Raw genomic sequence first — 14,751 nt, 5'->3', positions numbered from 1 at the left:
AGATAACCTCCCTCCGCCGTGCGAAGCGCGGGGAGGGAGACGTGGTCCGTGGCTTTCGCGCTACTCTTTCTTGTCGCTCGAATCGGCCTGGAGCTGGCCGTAATTCTCGAGCCCGATCTTCTCGAGCAGGCTGAGCTCGCTTTCGATGAAATCGATATGGCCTTCCTCATCGGCGAGAAGCTCCTTGAAGAGCTCCATGGAAACGAAATCCCCGGCCTCGTGGCAGACCGTGTAGGCTTCGCGATAAAGATCACGCGCGCCGTATTCGGCCTTCAGATCGCATTCCAGGACTTCCTTAATATTCTGCCCGATCATCAAGGGATCGAGTGTCTGCAAATTCGGGTGTCCTTCGAGGAACACGATGCGGGCGATGAACTTGTCCGCATGATGCATCTCCTCGATCGATTCCTCGCGCTCCTTCTTGGCAAGCTTCGAGAAACCCCAGTCCTCCAGAAGCCGGAAATGAACCCAATACTGGCTCACCGCGGTCAGCTCGCTGCGCAGACCCCTGTTCAGATACTCGATGACCTTCTTGTGACCCTTCATCCGCCTTCTCCACATACTCAGCTTCTTCGGCGGAGAATGGTGCAGATTGGTCCATTTGGCAAGGCGGCGAACCGCGCACTTCGAGAACTGCCGCTTCCACATGCTGCACCAGATGCGGCATGCAGCCGCCGCATTGCGGCCGCTGGCCGCAGCAGCGAAAGACCGCGCCCGGAGTCACCACGCGGAACTCGTCAAACTCCATCAGGCGGTTGACGGCCTCCTTGATGTGGCGCGAGGTAATGACGTTGCACTGGCAGACGATCATGATGTTAGCTCTGTGCCGCTCCGGCGATACCGGCCAGCGATTTCACCGCCCGCTTCAGCTGCGCGTTCTCGCGGCGCAGGCGGCGCAATTCCGCATCGCCCGAGCGGGGCTTCTCGGCCCGCTTCAGCCAGTTGTAATAGGTCGTGTCGGTGACGCCGAGAACACGGGCGATTTCATAGACCCGCTTGCCTTCGCCGCGCAGTGTCTCGGCCACTTTGAGCTTCTCGGCGATCTCGGCTTGCGTGAAGGACTGGACATGTCGTCTATATCTGAGCATGAGCGCGTTCCTCACTGCACCGCGGAAGGATTGTCGAGACTGTCGGAGCCCTCGACCGTGATCTTGAGATTGAGGGCGGCGACCACCGCTTCGATGCCGCGCGTCTGCGCGACGAGCGCGTCGATCCCTGCCTGAATCAGCGCATTGCCTTCCGGATTGTCCTGGCCGATCATCTGATCGTAGGACTCCTTGCCGTTTTCCGCCCGGTCGCGGATCGCACCAAGTTTCTTCTCGGCATCGGCCATCAGCCCATCGAGCTTCTTGGCCTCGGCGGGCGCCTTGCCCGCGGCAAGTGCTGCAAGACCCGGACCTTCGAGGCTGGCGCCGTCGCGGCGCTTGAGCGTGCCGCCATAGATCGAGATCATGCCGGCCTGGTCGAAATAATGCGAATTGTGCGTGTTGTCGGAGAAACAGTCATGCTCCTCTTCCGGATCATGCAGGATGAGGCCGAGTTTCATGCGCTCGCCGGCGAGTTCGCCATAAGACAGACTGCCGAGACCGGTGAGGATGGTCGACAGACCGCCATCCGCGCCCTTGGCCGCAAGATCCTTGCGCGCGGCACCCTCGGCCTTCCAGCTCGCGGCCATTTCGGCGAGATCGGCGGCAAGCAGATCGCTCGCGGCCTTGAGATAGGCGGCGCGCCGGTCGCAATGGCCGTTGCTGCAGTTCCTGGTGTCGTAGTCGGTGGCGGGGCGGTTGCCGGCGCCGGCCTTGGTGCCGTTCAGATCCTGGCCCCAGAGCAGGAACTCGATGGCATGATAGCCGGTCGCCACATTGGCCTCGTTGTCGCCCGCCCCTTGCAGCTTCTGCAGGAGAGCGGCATCGATCTTCGTCGTGTCGACGGTGTCATTGCCGATGCGGATGGACGTGTTGGCGATGACATTGGCGGCATAGAGCGGGTTCTCGTCGGAGGTCTCGCCATAGGTCCCCTTGTCGGTATAGTCGATGAGGCCTTCGTCGAGCGGCCAGGAATTCACCTTGCCCTCCCAATCATCGACGATGCTGTTGCCGAAACGATAGCCTTCGGTCTGCTGATACCAGGGACGCGCTTCCTTCCAGGCGGCGCGCGCGGATTTCAGCGTCTCTTCCGACGGATTGGCGATCAGGGCGTCGATCGCCTTGCCCAGATCGACGGCAGCCGCATGGGCGTCGGTATACATGGCCTCGGCGACGTCGCCATAGTGCTTGAGAACGGCATCCGCCGTCACTTCCGCGCCGCGCGCGATCGAGATGACCGAGGCCAGCGTCAGGACCGTGCCGGCGGTGAACGCCAGGAGATGCCGTTTCATGATGGTAAGTCCCCTTCTGAGATCGCTCTGCATGGTTGGCTCAATGGAGTGTCCCCGCGGCCGCGCCGGTGGGAACGCTCAAGAGCTTCTGGCCGGCTTGAACCAGCGTATCGGCATAGGACCGTTTCGATCCAAACTCATCGTGATTGAGGAGCTGCAAAGGACAGCTCGCGGGACAGAATTGGGCGCTCATGGCGAGACCATTGGAAACCAAATAATCCGACTGATTTAGTCAGTTATTCGATGGAGGCCGCCTCTGTCAATCGCGATTCCAGGGGCGCGGCAAAAAATTCAGCATGTTCAATAGATTAGAAGTGTTCTAGATCGGCTACCGGTTGCCGTCGACGCAAAAACCTGTTCGAAATCTTGAGTTTAGCGCCCGCTCAATCGGAAAATCGGTATCCCCTTTTCGGGATCGCAGGATAAGAAGCCACCATGACAAAGCCCCTGACCCTCGCCGCCATCGGCGAACCGATGATCGAGCTGGCCCGATCCCTGAGCGGACCGCTCACCTATGACCGCCGCATCGGCGGGGACACGCTCAACACCTCCGTCTATCTGGCACGGCTGCTCAGACCTGAGACGGCGCGCGTGCAGTATGTGACCCGGCTCGGCGATGACCCGCTGAGCGATTGGATGATCGAGAGTTTCGCGAATGAAGGCATCGACTGCCGCCATATTGCGCGGGTGCCCGGCCGCCGGCCCGGCCTCTACATCATCGATACCGACGACAAGGGGGAGCGCTCCTTCAGCTACTGGCGCGGTGAGGCACCGGTCCGGCAATTGTTCGAGGAGCCTGAGCTCGCCGAAGGGCTCGCGGCAAGTGATGCGGTGTTCACCAGCGGCATCACGCTCGCCGTGCTGGGTGCCGCCGGCCGCCGGCGGCTGATCGAGTTGTTGCGCCGTGTCAGCTCGGCGGGACGTCCCGCCGTCTTCGACACGAATTACCGTCCGCTTCTGTGGACCGACCGAACCGAAGCCGCGACATGGATGCGGGAAGCGATCGCGGCGGCGAGCCATGTGCTTCCCTCATCCGACGATCTCGAGGCGATCTTCGCCAAGACGCAGAGCGCCGAAGACTGGGTTGGCGAGATTGCCGCGCTGGGTCCCCGCGAGGTCGTGGTCAAGACCGGCGGCGGGCCGGTTCACACGCAGCTGGGCAGCATCATGCTCGACAGGATCAGCCAGCCGCGCGACACGACCGGCGCCGGCGACAGCTTCAATGCCGGCTATCTGGCAGCGCGGCTGTCCGGCGCCTCGGTCCAGGACAGCGTGCGCAAGGCGCATCTTCTGGCGAGCCGCGTCATCCAGTATCCGGGCGCCGTCATCGCGCGCGAAGCGATGGTCGACCTCATGCCATAGCGCGGGATAGCCGCCGGTCTTCCGTCCGATCACGCGTTAAATTTAGAGTTTCTAAAGACCAGCATCGCGGGCGATCATGTGCAGCGCCGGCGGCAATAGCGCGCTGTTGTCATGTGCCTCGAAAGCGAGGCCGAATTCCCCGGCGGCGATCCGGTAGTTCTCGAGAAGCCTCGGCGAGCCGACGGCGATCACCGCCCTCGCCGTCGACCAGGCGAGTGCATCGCGCATTTCGGTACCGATGAGAAGACCCGAAAGATAGGAGCTGAGTCCGGCGCGCGGCAGGGCATTGAAGAGACCCAGCGTGCGCACGCCGAAGAGCAGATGCGGGAGGGCGCCCGAGCCCGGCTCGCGGGCCCGCGCCAGTCCCCGGCGGAACGCCTCGGGATCGGCCTCGCCTTTTTCCATGAGCTGCGCCAGCGTGCCGCCTGAGGTCAGCGCATTATAGAGCTCGCCCGTCATATAGGTTCGAAAGCTATCGAGCCTGCCGTCCTTCACCTGGACCCATTTGGAATGCGTGCCCGGGAGGAGAAGACAGGCGTCGCGCATCTGGCGCTGCGTCAGGACGGCGAGAACCTGGCACTCTTCGCCGCGCATCACATCCGGCACGCCGTCATGGATGCAGGAGACACCCGGCACGATGGCGATGCGCGCCGGACCGTCGAACGCGATCGCGTAAAGATTGCGCGAAAGGCTTGCGAGATCGGCGGGGGCGGCGATATAGGGCACCTCGGCCCAGCCCATCTTGCTGCCGACCATGCCGCACATCAGCACCGGCACGACGCGATCGTCCGTCAGCCAGGGGGCGGCAAAATCGGCGAAGGAGCGCGCGAAGCCGCCCGCATCCACCTTGAGCAGGCCTTCGCCGTCACCCATTTCGGCCAGCACGCGGCCGTCGCTGTCGAGCGCCCAGGCGCGCCGGTTGGATGTGCCCCAATCGACGGCGATCATCGCGATCCGGTCTGTCATCTCGATACCCTGGATATACAGAATAATCTCATTTGTCTGATGATTGAACTGCTCTATGCTGCGGACGAATTTCAGGTAAGTCGAGGACGGAAATAATGGCGGGGACGAAACGCAAGCAGCCGGATAAAGGAGCGCGACGCAAAAGTCTCTATAACAAAGTGGCGCATGATCTGGGCCAGCGGATCGTCAGGGGCGACTACAAGCCGGGCGCCCTTCTGCCCAATGAGGCCGAATGCGGCCAGATCTACAAAGTCAGCCGCACCGCGGTCAGGGAAGCGGTGAAGATGCTGTCGGCCAAGGGGCTGATCCAGTCGCGCCCCAAGATCGGCTCGCGCGTCGAGCCGCGCAGCGTCTGGAACCTGCTCGATCGCGACGTGCTGGGCTGGTATTGCACCACCGTTGATTTCCAGCGCTTCGCCACTGACGTGCAGCAGATCCGCATGATGATCGAGCCCGAGGCGGCCGCACTCGCGGCAACCCATCGCACGGCCGTGCAGATCGCCGAGATCGAGGCCGCCTACCAGGCGATGGCCGAGGCGGTCGGCGACGAAGCGGCGTGGAATGTGGCGGATGTGAAATTCCATCTCGCGGTGCTCAACGCGTCGGGCAATGAGTTCATCCCACCTTTCGGCCGCGTCATCGAATCGCTGCTCGCCAATCTCTTCTCGGTGACGGTGGCTCATTTGCGCAACCGCGTGAAAGTGCTGCCGATGCACGAGGCCATTCTCGAGGCGATCCGGGCCCGCAAGCCCGAGCGCGCCCGCGCCGCCGTGCGCCGGCTGCTGCAGAGCACCCAGAAGACTATCGATGAGGGCGGCAAACTCGGTCCCGGCGCCCGTGCGCGCAGCCGCAAAGGAGGCAGAAACGCCGCCGCCGCGTAAGGAAAGACCGTTGCGCCGCCGCGCGACTTTGCTAACATGTTAGCGGGGTATCCACCACAAGAACGCCGTGCATCCGACAAGCACCCTTTGGGAGGAGTCCATCATGAGAAAGACTTCGCTTATCCTTGCCGCCGCACTCGCCACCCTCGCTCTGGCCATGCCGGCAGCGGCCGACACCAAAGACAAGAAGATAGCGCTCTCCAACAATTATGCCGGCAATTCCTGGCGGCAATCGATGCTGAAGAGCTGGGACAAGGTGACGAAGCAGGCGGTGGCCGACGGCATCGTCGCGGCGGCCGATCCCTTCACTACCTCGGAAAACCAGGTGACCGAGCAGGCGGCGCAGATCCAGAATCTCATTCTGCAAGGCTATAACGCCATCGTCATCAACGCCGCCTCGCCCGACGCGCTCAATGGCGTCGTCAAGCAGGCCTGCGATGCCGGCATCACCGTCGTCTCCTTCGACGGCATCGTGACCGAACCCTGCGCTTGGCGCATCGCCGTCGACTTCAAGAAGATGGGCGCCGTCCAGCTCGACTATCTCGCCGAGAAGATGAAGGACGGCGGCAACCTGCTCGAGATCAGGGGCCTCGCCGGCGTGTTCGTCGACGACGAGATCCACAAGGGCATCGAGGAAGGTGTGGGCAAGCACAGCCAGTTCAAGGTCGTCGGCTCGGTGCATGGCGACTGGGCGCAGGAAGTGGCGCAGAAGGCGGTCGCCGGCATCCTGCCGTCGCTACCGGAAGTGAAGGCGGTGGTGACGCAAGGCGGCGACGGCTATGGCGCCGCACAGGCCTTCAAGGCGGCCGGCCGGCCGACCCCGCTCATCATCATGGGCAACCGGCAGGATGAGCTCGCCTGGTGGAAGGAGCAGAAGGACGCCAATGGCTATGAGACCATGTCGGTCTCGATCGCGCCCGGCGTATCGACGCTCGCCTTCTGGGTGGCGCAGATGATCCTCGACGGCAAGGAAGTGCCGAAGGACCTGGTGGTGCCCTTCCTGCAGATCAACCAGGCCGATCTCGAAAAGAGCCTCGAGACGACGGAAAAAGGCGGCGTCGCCAATGTCGAATATTCGAAGGCGGACGCCGAGAAGGTCGTCACCGGGAAGTAGATCGCTCAGCGTGAATGGCTCAGACCTCACCTCATTTCCCCTTCTCCCGCGCGTAGCGTGGGAGAAGGTGCCCGACAGGGCGGATGAGGGCTCTATGGTCAGAGCAAAAATGCTGCATGTTCACGATGTCTGAGCCTGCCGTAGCCCTCACCGCCATCGACAAGAGCTTCGGCGCCGTCCGGGCCTTGGCCGGCGTCGATCTCGTGCTGGCGCCCGGCGAATGCCTCGGTCTCGTGGGCCACAATGGCGCCGGCAAGAGCACGCTCATGCATGTGCTGGCCGGCACGCTCAAAGCCGATCGCGGACGCCTCCTCATCGCGGGCGAGGATGTGAGCGGGCATTACAGCGCCGCCAATGCCTCCGCGCATGGCATACGCTGCGTGTTCCAGGAGCTGTCGCTCTGCCCCAATCTCACCTTGGCCGAGAATGTCCGCATTGTGCATCGCGCGCTGAAGGGTTTCGGCTGGAAGACGAAAGCGCGCCGCCTGATCCACGCCAAGCTCGACGAGATCTTCCCCGGCCACGACATCGATGTCGATGCGGAAGCAGGCGATCTCGCTATTGGCCAGCGCCAGATGGCCGAGATCGCGCGTGCCTTCACCGTCACCGACGAGCCCTTGCGCGTCGTCATACTGGACGAGCCCACCTCCTCGCTCGACGCGGTGACGGCGAAGCAGCTTCTGACCTTCATGCGCCAGGAAGTCGCGCGCGGCGTCAGCACCATTCTCATCTCGCATCTGCTCGGCGACGTGCTCGACCATTGCGACCGTATCGCGGTGATGAAGGACGGCAGGGTGGTTGCCGAAAAGCCGGCCAGGGATTTCACCCGCCAGTCGCTGGTGGCGGCGATGGGCGCCACCGCCGAGAAACCCGGCGCCCATGCCACGGCGCGCCGGCATGTCGAAAGTGCGTTCGCCGTCGAGGCGATGCCGCTGACCGCCGCCCGCACCGACAGGCTCGCGGTGCGCAAAGGCGAGATCGTCGGGCTTGCCGGTCTCGCCGGGCATGGCCAGACGCGCATGCTGATCCAGATCTTCGAAGGCGCCCGCAAGGCCAAAGCGGCGACCAGGGTCGACGGCCGCGCCGCCTTCATCGCCGGCGACCGGCAGTCGGACGGCGTCTTCAATCTCTGGTCGATCGGCGAGAATGTCACGGTGAGCGCGCTCAGGCAGCTCAAGCACGGGCCGCTCATCACGCCGGAGCGCGAGCAGGGCATGGCGCGTGACTGGAAGGACCGCATCGGCATTCGCACGCCCGACATGAACAACAACATCCTGACGTTGTCGGGCGGCAACCAGCAGAAGACGCTATTTGCCCGGGCGCTCGGCTCCAATGCCGATATCGTGCTGATGGACGATCCGATGCGCGGCGTCGATATCGGCACCAAGCTCGAAGTCTATGAGATGATCCGCGCGGAGGCGGCAGCGGGGCGCAGCTTCATCTGGTATACGACCGAGATCGACGAGCTCAAGCATTGCGACCGCGCCTATATCTTCCGCAACGGCGCCATCGTCGCCGAATTGCAAGGCCATGAGCTCAGCGAAGACAAGGTGCTCAACGCGTCCTTCGCGGAGAGCGCCTGATGCAATCACTTTCAATGCCCCGTGTTCGCGCGAGCTCTATCCAGCTTTCCCCCTCTCCCGCTTGCGGGAGAGGGGGCCCGACAGGGCGGGTGAGGGTGTTCGCGCCGATCACACATCCTCTGACACCATACGAAGGACACCCTCATCCGGCGCTTCGCGCCACCTTCTCCCGCAGGCGGGAGAAGGGGAAATGACCACGCTCGCGCTCAACCGCCAGACGCTGCGGGCGCTTCTGCCTCTGGCCTCGCTCGCCCTCGTGCTCGCCGCCACCTTCTATGCGCAGCCGCGCACCATGAGCTATTTCGGCCTCAACCTCATGCTGCAATATGCTGTGCCGATCGCGCTCGCCACCATCGCCCAGATGTTCGTCATCACGGTGAACGATCTCGATCTCTCGATCGGCCCCTTTGTCGGCCTCGTCGGCTGCATCGGCGCGACACTTCTCCATGACAGCCCGGTCCTCGGTCTCCTGGCGCTTTTGCTCTGCATCGCCGCCTATGCCGCCATGGCCGCCCTCATCTATCTGCGCAACCTGCCCTCGATCGTGGTGACACTCGGCGCCTCCTTCATCTGGCTCGGCATCGCCGTGTTGATCCTGCCCTCGCCCGGCGGCAAGGCGCCCGACTGGCTGAAGGCGATCATGTCGCTGCAGATCCCCCTCGTGCCGTTCCCGATCGTCGCCGCGCTGCTCATCGCCGCCCTCGTCCATATCGGGCTCATGACTTCCTCCTATGGCGTCATCATGCGCGGCACCGGCGGCAATCCGCGCGCCATGGCGCGCGCCGGCTGGTCGGAGCTCAGGACCAAGATGGCGATGTATGCGCTGGCGGGCTTCTTCGGCGTTTTGTCCGGCCTCTCCCTCATCGGCCTCACCACCTCGGCCGACGCGCATATCGCCGACCGTTATACGCTCTATGCCATTGCCGGAGTCATACTGGGCGGCGGCGAATTCGTCGGTGGCCGCGTATCGCCTTTCGGCGCGGTGATCGGGGCCCTGACGCTGGCGCTCGCCGGCTCGTTCCTCATCTTCATGCGTATCTCGCCCGACTGGCAGATCGGCGCGCAAGGTGCCATCCTGATCATCGTGCTGGCGCTGCGCGCCCTCATCGCGACCGGGGAGGCGCGGCGATGACCGATATCTGGACGAAGCTGCGCGGCCAGCCCTGGATCTGGTCCTTTATCGCGATGCTCTCGGTGTGGCTCGCCACCATCGCCTTCACCCGCGGCCAGGGCGCGGGCGAGATCCTCACCGCCGCCCTGTCCTTCGCCACCTTCACCATCATCATCGGATTGGGCCAGATGATGGTCATCACCACCGGCCCCGGCAATGTCGATCTCTCCATCCCGGCGACGATCACGCTTTCCGGCGTCGTGGCGATGAAGATCATGGATACCGACAATGCCAGGCTGCTGATCGGCATCTTCGCCGCCCTGGGCGCGAGCTTCCTGGTCGGCCTGTTCAACTACGGGCTGATCCGGCTGCTGCGCATCCCGCCAATTATCGCCACACTCTCCTCGAGCTTCCTCATCCTGTCGACGGCGATCTCCTATGGCCGCGGCATCCGCATCAAGCCGCCGCCGATGCTGGCGGATTTCGCCACCGCGCGTGTCATGGGCGTGCCGCTTCTGGCGGTCTTCGTTCTTATCCTGTCGATCGGCATCGCCATCGTGCTGAGGCGCACGCTTTACGGGCGCACTGTGCTCGCCATCGGCCAGAATCCGCGCGCCGCGCGGCTCGCCGGGCTCAATGTCGACCTGACCCGCTTCGCCACCTATATGCTGAGCGCGCTGCTCGCCGGCGTCACCGGCATCGTGCTGTCCGGTTTCTCCGGAGGTGCCGCCCTCAATATGGGCGAAGGCTTCCTGCTCGCCTCGATCGCCGTCGTCGTCATCGGCGGCACGTCGGTAGCGGGCGGGCGCGCCAATGTGCCGGGCGTGTGGGGGGCCGCACTTTTCATCTATCTTCTCGACACGATGCTCAATACATTCGGCGCCAGCGCCGGCATCCGCCTGATCATGACGGGTATCATCATCATCGCGGTCATCACCATTGCCGGCGGCGACCGGCAGCAACGCTAACTCATCTCGATACGACAGGAGCACAGCGGCCATGACGAAGCAGAAAGTCGGATTGATCGGCGCCGGCCTCATGGGTCACGGCATCGGCAAGAATATCGTCACCAAGGGCTACGAGCTCACCGTTCTCGCCCATCGCAACCGGGCGCCGATCGACGATCTCGTCGCCAAGGGGGCGAAGGAGGCCAGGAGTCCGCGCGAGATCGCCGAAAAAAGCGACGTCGTGATCCTGTGCGTCACCGGCTCGCCGCAGGTGGAAGAGACGCTGTTCAGCAAGGATGGCCTCCTCGAAGGGCTTCGCTCCGGCATGATCGTCGCCGACTGCTCGACGGCGGAGCCCGAATCAACGCTAAAAGTGGCCGCCGCCATCGAGGCGAAGGGTGCCCGTTTCGTCGATACGCCGCTGGTGCGCACGCCCAAGGAGGCGGAGGAAGGCAAGCTCGGTGTGATGACCGGCGGCGACGAGAAGGTGCTGGCCGAGATCCGGCCCATCATCGAATGCTTCGCCGACACGATCATCCATGCGGGCGGCGTCGGCGCCGGCCACACGCTGAAGCTCATCAACAACTACATCGCCATCGGCACCGCGGCGGTGGTGGCGGAAGGAATCGTCGCCGGCCTCAAGGCCAAGGTCGACATGAAGGCGCTCAACGACATCGCGATGGCGGGCGGCGCCCGCTCGGTGATGTTCGAGCGCATCATCAAGGTGCCGCTCAGCGACGACGACACCGCCGCCAAATTCGCCATCGACAATGCGCGCAAGGACATGCGCTATTACACCACCATGACGCAGTCGTTGCCGCTCTCTTCCTTCGTGGCGGAAGCGGTGCATCAGACACTGGTGCTGGGCGCGACGCACGGCTATGGCGACAGATATGTCCCGCGCCTGGTCAATCTCCTGTGCCAGCTGAATGGGGTGAAACTGTAGAAGGTGTAGCGGTTTTCCCCACCCGGCTCGCTACGCTCGCCACCCTCCCCGTTCCGAGGAGGGAGATTCTTCGCTGATTTCTCCCTCCTCACGCGTAGCGTGGGGAGGGTGGCGCGAAGCGCCGGGTGGGGCATTCCTCACCCCTTGGCGATCTGTTCGGCCTTCTTGACCAGCACCTCGGCCTGGCGGATCGAGGCATAGTCGATGAGGCGGCCGTCGAGCGAGACCGCACCCTTGCCGGCTTTCGCCGCTTCATCCATGGCCACGAGAATCCGCTTCGCACGCGCGACGTCCTTCTCGCTCGGGCCCATCCCCTCATTGGCGAGCGTCACCTGCGAGGGGTGGATGGCCCATTTGCCTTCGCAGCCCAGGACCGCGGCGCGGTGGGCGGCGGCCTTGTAGCCCTCGCCATCCGAGAAATCGCCGAAGGGTCCGTCGACCGGGCGCAGGCCGTTGGCGCGCGCCGCCACGACCATGCGGGCCAGCGCATAATGCCACATATCGCCCCAATGGGTAGCGCGCGAACCGTCTTCGAGCTTGTCCGTCAGGATCGAATAGTCCGGATTGGCGCCGCCGATATTGGTGGTGCGGGCGCGCGTCGAGGCGGCATAGTCGGCGACGCCGAAATGCAGCGATTCGTTGCGGCGGCTCGCGCGAGCAATCTTCTCGATATTCTGCATGCCGAGCGCCGTTTCGATGATGAGCTCGAAACCGATCTTCTTCTTGCGTCCCTTGGCCGTCTCGATCTGCGTCACCATCATGTCCAGCGCATAGACGTCGGAGGCGGTGCCGACCTTGGGGATCATGATGAGATCGAGGCGGTCGCCCGCCTGCTCGAGAACGTCGACGACATCACGATACATGTATTGGGTGTCGAGACCGTTGATTCGGACCGAGAGCGCCTTCGTGCCCCAGTCCACTTCATTTATCGCCTTGATGACGTTCTTGCGCGCCTCGACCTTGTCGTCCGGGGCGACGGCGTCCTCGAGATCGAGGAAGATCACGTCGGCGGCCGATTTAGCCGCCTTTTCAAAAAGCTGCGGCTGGCTGCCGGGGACGGCGAGCTCGCTGCGGTTAAGCCTTGCGGGCGCCTGTTCGACGGTATGGAAGCTCATGGAAGACCTCTCGGGTGACGTGACAGGGGAGTGAGACAACAGGAGAAGCGGGCGCCGCGTCAAGCGGCAATTCGGTCGCAGCGGTGAAATGATCCGTTGGCGGATGAATATCTTACCCTCGCCCCTCGCAGAGGGGAGAGGGAGGGACCCATTGCGCAGCAATGGGAGGGTGAGGGGCCAATGTGACGCGATCTCGCAGTTCTCAACACCTCCGTCCGAGGCAAAGCCGGCAACAATTTACCTTTGCTGATACAGATGCCCCTCACCCTTCCCGCCGCTGCGCGGCAGGCCCCTCCCCTCTCCCCGCTGCGCTTCGCTTGCAGGGCGAGGGTAACATCAGCGACCGTTTTCATCGCGATGCGCGCCGGAGGAATAATAAAACGCGATGGCCTGGGCGCGGCTCGACAGATTGAGCTTCTCATAGAGATTGCGCAGATGGAATTTCACCGTGTTCACCGAAATATCGAGTTCGCGCGCCAGTGACTTGTTGTCGAGACCGCGCGCCAGAGCGGCGAGCAAGATGCGCTCGCGCGCGGTCAGGGCGCCGGCGGGATCGCGGGTGAGTTCGCGCACATCGAGGAACGGGAACATCATCTGGCCTTTCGCCACCGCGCGCGCCATCACGAGAAGCTGCTCCGGCGACTGATGGCGTGGCGAGAAGCCGGCCGCGCCCGCCGCCATGGCGCGGCGCAGGATCTCGGGCTCCTCGGGCGCGCCATAGACGATCATGCGCGGCGGTGACGGCCTGAGCCGCAGCGTATCGAGCAAACGTTCGCCGCCCATCGCCGGCAGAGTCCACTCGATCAGGCCGACCTGGACCGGCACGCGGGTGACCGCGGCGAGGAAACCCTCGGCAGTGGCGGCGGTCGCCACCAGGCTGAAGTCCTTGTCGCGGTCGATGAAGTCGGAAAGGGCGGCCAGCATCAGGGGATTGCCGTCCCCCAGAGCGATGTCGATCGGTGCCTGATCTGTCATATCACCCTCAAACCCATACGAATGGGTAGGATCCTGAAAAGACCGATACCATAAAACCATCTTAAAGGATAGGAACTTTCCTACCCATATGGATATTCAAAGGCAGGTGATTGGGACGTTGCGGTCCCGACCCTACCCGGTGAGATAATGCCCACCAGCAAATCACCAGCGAGGGAGGAAACCATGCCAGGTGTCCGCGGCCTGTTCATACCAGGGCCCACCAATATTCCGGACGCCGTGCGCCGCGCCCTGGATATCCCTATGGAGGACCAGAGGGCGCCCGACCTGCCGGACTTCACGCTGCCGCTCTTCGAGGATGTGAAGAAGGTTTTCAAATCCAGGACCGGGCAGGCCTTCCTCTTCCCCTCTTCCGGCACTGGCGGCTGGGAAGCGGCGCTGACCAACACGCTGTCGCCCGGCGACAAGATCCTTGCCGCCCGCTTCGGGCAGTTCTCGCATCTGTGGATCGACATGTGCATCCGTCTCGGCTTCGAGGTCGATGTGGTCGATGCGCCCTGGGGCGAAGGCGTGCCGGTCGACATCTTCGCCCAACGCCTCAAGGCCGACCGCGGCCACAAGATCAAGGCGGTGCTCGTCACCCACAACGAGACCGCGACCGGCGTCACCAGCGATGTGGCCGGTGTGCGCAAGGCGCTCGATGAGGCCGAACATCCGGCCCTTCTCTTCGTCGACGGCGTGAGCTCGATCGCCAGCATCGATTTCCGCATGGAGGAGTGGCGCGTCGATGTCGCGGTATCAGGATCCCAGAAAGGATTCATGCTGCCGGCCGGGCTCGCCATTCTCTGCGTCAGCCAGAAGGCGCTGGCGCAAGCCCGGAACGCGCAATCGCGGCGTTTTTATTTCGACTTCGCCGACATGGGGCGCGCCAACAAGGACGGCTATTTCCCCTATACGCCGCCGACGCATATGCTGCGTGGCTTGCGGGCCTCGCTCGATCTTCTCTTCGCTGAAGGCCTCGAACATGTCTTCGCGCGTCATCACCGCCTCGCCGAAGGCGTGCGCAAGGCGGTAGCGGCCTGGGGCCTCAAGCTTTGCGCCGCCGAGCCGCGCTGGCAGTCCGACACGGTGAGCGCGATCCATCTGCCGGACGGGTTTGATTCCAACGTCTTCGTGCGTCATGCCTATCAGGCCTATGGCCTGTCGCTCGGCGTCGGCCTGTCGAAGGTTGCCGGCCGCGTCTTCCGCATCGGGCATCTGGGCGATCTCAACGAGCTCATGGTGTTGACCGCGCTGTCGGGCGTCGAGCTCACTCTGCGCGATCAAGGTGTGCCTTTCACCGTCGGCAGCGGCGTCGCCGCGGCGATCGAGCATTTCCACCACACGCAACCGGCGCAACTCGCCAAGGCAGCTTGA

At 63.7% G+C, this 14,751-nt stretch carries 14 protein-coding genes; 8 read left to right on the top strand and 6 right to left on the bottom strand.

The window, feature by feature from the left end; all coding sequences use genetic code 11:
• Positions 1-60 precede the first annotated feature (60 nt).
• The 3 genes from bfr to G5V57_RS13055 all read right to left on the bottom strand — a co-directional run bounded on the left by bfr (position 61) and on the right by G5V57_RS13055 (position 2,377).
• A complete protein-coding gene (gene bfr / locus G5V57_RS13065; protein WP_165167928.1) occupies positions 61-546 on the bottom strand; it encodes a bacterioferritin in 486 nt (161 codons plus the stop codon).
• Between the two features lie 269 nt (positions 547-815).
• Positions 816-1,088 (bottom strand): transposase, encoded by a 273-nt coding sequence (locus G5V57_RS13060; RefSeq protein WP_165167927.1) that lies wholly within the window; start codon positions 1,086-1,088, stop codon positions 816-818.
• 11 nt (positions 1,089-1,099) lie between these two features.
• Positions 1,100-2,377 carry an imelysin family protein gene (locus G5V57_RS13055; protein WP_165167926.1) on the bottom strand — a complete coding sequence of 426 codons (1,278 nt, stop codon included), beginning with the start codon at positions 2,375-2,377 and terminating at the stop codon, positions 1,100-1,102.
• Positions 2,378-2,812: 435 nt separating this feature from the next.
• Between G5V57_RS13055 and G5V57_RS13050 the strand changes: the two genes are divergently transcribed.
• Complete coding sequence (locus G5V57_RS13050; protein WP_165167925.1) at positions 2,813-3,739, top strand: sugar kinase; 927 nt, start codon at positions 2,813-2,815, stop codon at positions 3,737-3,739.
• A 51-nt stretch (positions 3,740-3,790) separates the two neighbouring features.
• On the opposite strand, the gene G5V57_RS13045 is transcribed toward G5V57_RS13050, so the two are convergent.
• A complete protein-coding gene (locus G5V57_RS13045) occupies positions 3,791-4,705 on the bottom strand; it encodes a 2-dehydro-3-deoxygalactonokinase (protein WP_165167924.1) in 915 nt (304 codons plus the stop codon).
• A gap of 95 nt (positions 4,706-4,800) precedes the next feature.
• Here G5V57_RS13045 and G5V57_RS13040 point away from each other — a divergent pair, with 95 nt between their 5' ends.
• From G5V57_RS13040 to G5V57_RS13015, 6 genes are all read left to right on the top strand, one after another.
• Positions 4,801-5,586, top strand: a complete 786-nt coding sequence (locus G5V57_RS13040) for a FadR/GntR family transcriptional regulator (RefSeq protein WP_165167923.1) — start codon at positions 4,801-4,803, stop codon at positions 5,584-5,586.
• 103 nt (positions 5,587-5,689) lie between these two features.
• Positions 5,690-6,700 carry an ABC transporter substrate-binding protein gene (locus tag G5V57_RS13035; protein WP_165167922.1) on the top strand — a complete coding sequence of 337 codons (1,011 nt, stop codon included), beginning with the start codon at positions 5,690-5,692 and terminating at the stop codon, positions 6,698-6,700.
• A 125-nt stretch (positions 6,701-6,825) separates the two neighbouring features.
• Positions 6,826-8,283 (top strand): sugar ABC transporter ATP-binding protein, encoded by a 1,458-nt coding sequence (locus G5V57_RS13030; RefSeq protein ID WP_165167921.1) that lies wholly within the window; start codon positions 6,826-6,828, stop codon positions 8,281-8,283.
• 190 nt (positions 8,284-8,473) lie between these two features.
• A complete protein-coding gene (locus G5V57_RS13025; protein WP_165167920.1) occupies positions 8,474-9,415 on the top strand; it encodes an ABC transporter permease in 942 nt (313 codons plus the stop codon).
• The gene (locus G5V57_RS13020) at positions 9,412-10,362 is read left to right on the top strand and encodes an ABC transporter permease (RefSeq protein WP_165167919.1); all 951 of its coding nucleotides are present in this window, start codon (positions 9,412-9,414) and stop codon (positions 10,360-10,362) included. Before G5V57_RS13025 ends, G5V57_RS13020 begins: the two co-directional genes overlap by 4 nt.
• Positions 10,334-11,287, top strand: coding sequence for an NAD(P)-dependent oxidoreductase (locus G5V57_RS13015; RefSeq protein ID WP_371744777.1), 954 nt, complete (start codon positions 10,334-10,336; stop codon positions 11,285-11,287). Before G5V57_RS13020 ends, G5V57_RS13015 begins: the two co-directional genes overlap by 29 nt.
• A gap of 137 nt (positions 11,288-11,424) precedes the next feature.
• Here the strand turns inward: G5V57_RS13015 and G5V57_RS13010 are convergent, their stop codons facing one another.
• A complete protein-coding gene (locus G5V57_RS13010) occupies positions 11,425-12,402 on the bottom strand; it encodes a CoA ester lyase (protein ID WP_165167917.1) in 978 nt (325 codons plus the stop codon).
• Positions 12,403-12,738: 336 nt separating this feature from the next.
• Positions 12,739-13,377, bottom strand: a complete 639-nt coding sequence (locus tag G5V57_RS13005; RefSeq protein ID WP_165167916.1) for a response regulator transcription factor — start codon at positions 13,375-13,377, stop codon at positions 12,739-12,741.
• 183 nt (positions 13,378-13,560) lie between these two features.
• Between G5V57_RS13005 and G5V57_RS13000 the strand changes: the two genes are divergently transcribed.
• Complete coding sequence (locus G5V57_RS13000) at positions 13,561-14,751, top strand: aminotransferase class V-fold PLP-dependent enzyme (RefSeq protein ID WP_165167915.1); 1,191 nt, start codon at positions 13,561-13,563, stop codon at positions 14,749-14,751.

This window comes from Nordella sp. HKS 07 (genome assembly GCF_011046735.1).
In the GTDB taxonomy this organism is placed as follows: domain Bacteria; phylum Pseudomonadota; class Alphaproteobacteria; order Rhizobiales; family Aestuariivirgaceae; genus Taklimakanibacter.
This window is presented reverse-complemented; position numbering and strand designations above follow the sequence as displayed.

Excerpts from the sequence above, each read along its gene's own strand:
- bfr (WP_165167928.1), bottom strand. The coding sequence starts at position 546 with ATGAAGGGTCACAAGAAGGTCATCGAGTATCTGAACAGGGGTCTGCGC.
- G5V57_RS13060 (WP_165167927.1), bottom strand. The coding sequence starts at position 1,088 with ATGCTCAGATATAGACGACATGTCCAGTCCTTCACGCAAGCCGAGATC.
- G5V57_RS13055 (WP_165167926.1), bottom strand. The coding sequence starts at position 2,377 with ATGAAACGGCATCTCCTGGCGTTCACCGCCGGCACGGTCCTGACGCTG.
- G5V57_RS13050 (WP_165167925.1), top strand. The coding sequence starts at position 2,813 with ATGACAAAGCCCCTGACCCTCGCCGCCATCGGCGAACCGATGATCGAG.
- G5V57_RS13045 (WP_165167924.1), bottom strand. The coding sequence starts at position 4,705 with ATGACAGACCGGATCGCGATGATCGCCGTCGATTGGGGCACATCCAAC.
- G5V57_RS13040 (WP_165167923.1), top strand. The coding sequence starts at position 4,801 with ATGGCGGGGACGAAACGCAAGCAGCCGGATAAAGGAGCGCGACGCAAA.
- G5V57_RS13035 (WP_165167922.1), top strand. The coding sequence starts at position 5,690 with ATGAGAAAGACTTCGCTTATCCTTGCCGCCGCACTCGCCACCCTCGCT.
- G5V57_RS13030 (WP_165167921.1), top strand. The coding sequence starts at position 6,826 with ATGTCTGAGCCTGCCGTAGCCCTCACCGCCATCGACAAGAGCTTCGGC.
- G5V57_RS13025 (WP_165167920.1), top strand. The coding sequence starts at position 8,474 with ATGACCACGCTCGCGCTCAACCGCCAGACGCTGCGGGCGCTTCTGCCT.
- G5V57_RS13020 (WP_165167919.1), top strand. The coding sequence starts at position 9,412 with ATGACCGATATCTGGACGAAGCTGCGCGGCCAGCCCTGGATCTGGTCC.
- G5V57_RS13010 (WP_165167917.1), bottom strand. The coding sequence starts at position 12,402 with ATGAGCTTCCATACCGTCGAACAGGCGCCCGCAAGGCTTAACCGCAGC.
- G5V57_RS13005 (WP_165167916.1), bottom strand. The coding sequence starts at position 13,377 with ATGACAGATCAGGCACCGATCGACATCGCTCTGGGGGACGGCAATCCC.
- G5V57_RS13000 (WP_165167915.1), top strand. The coding sequence starts at position 13,561 with ATGCCAGGTGTCCGCGGCCTGTTCATACCAGGGCCCACCAATATTCCG.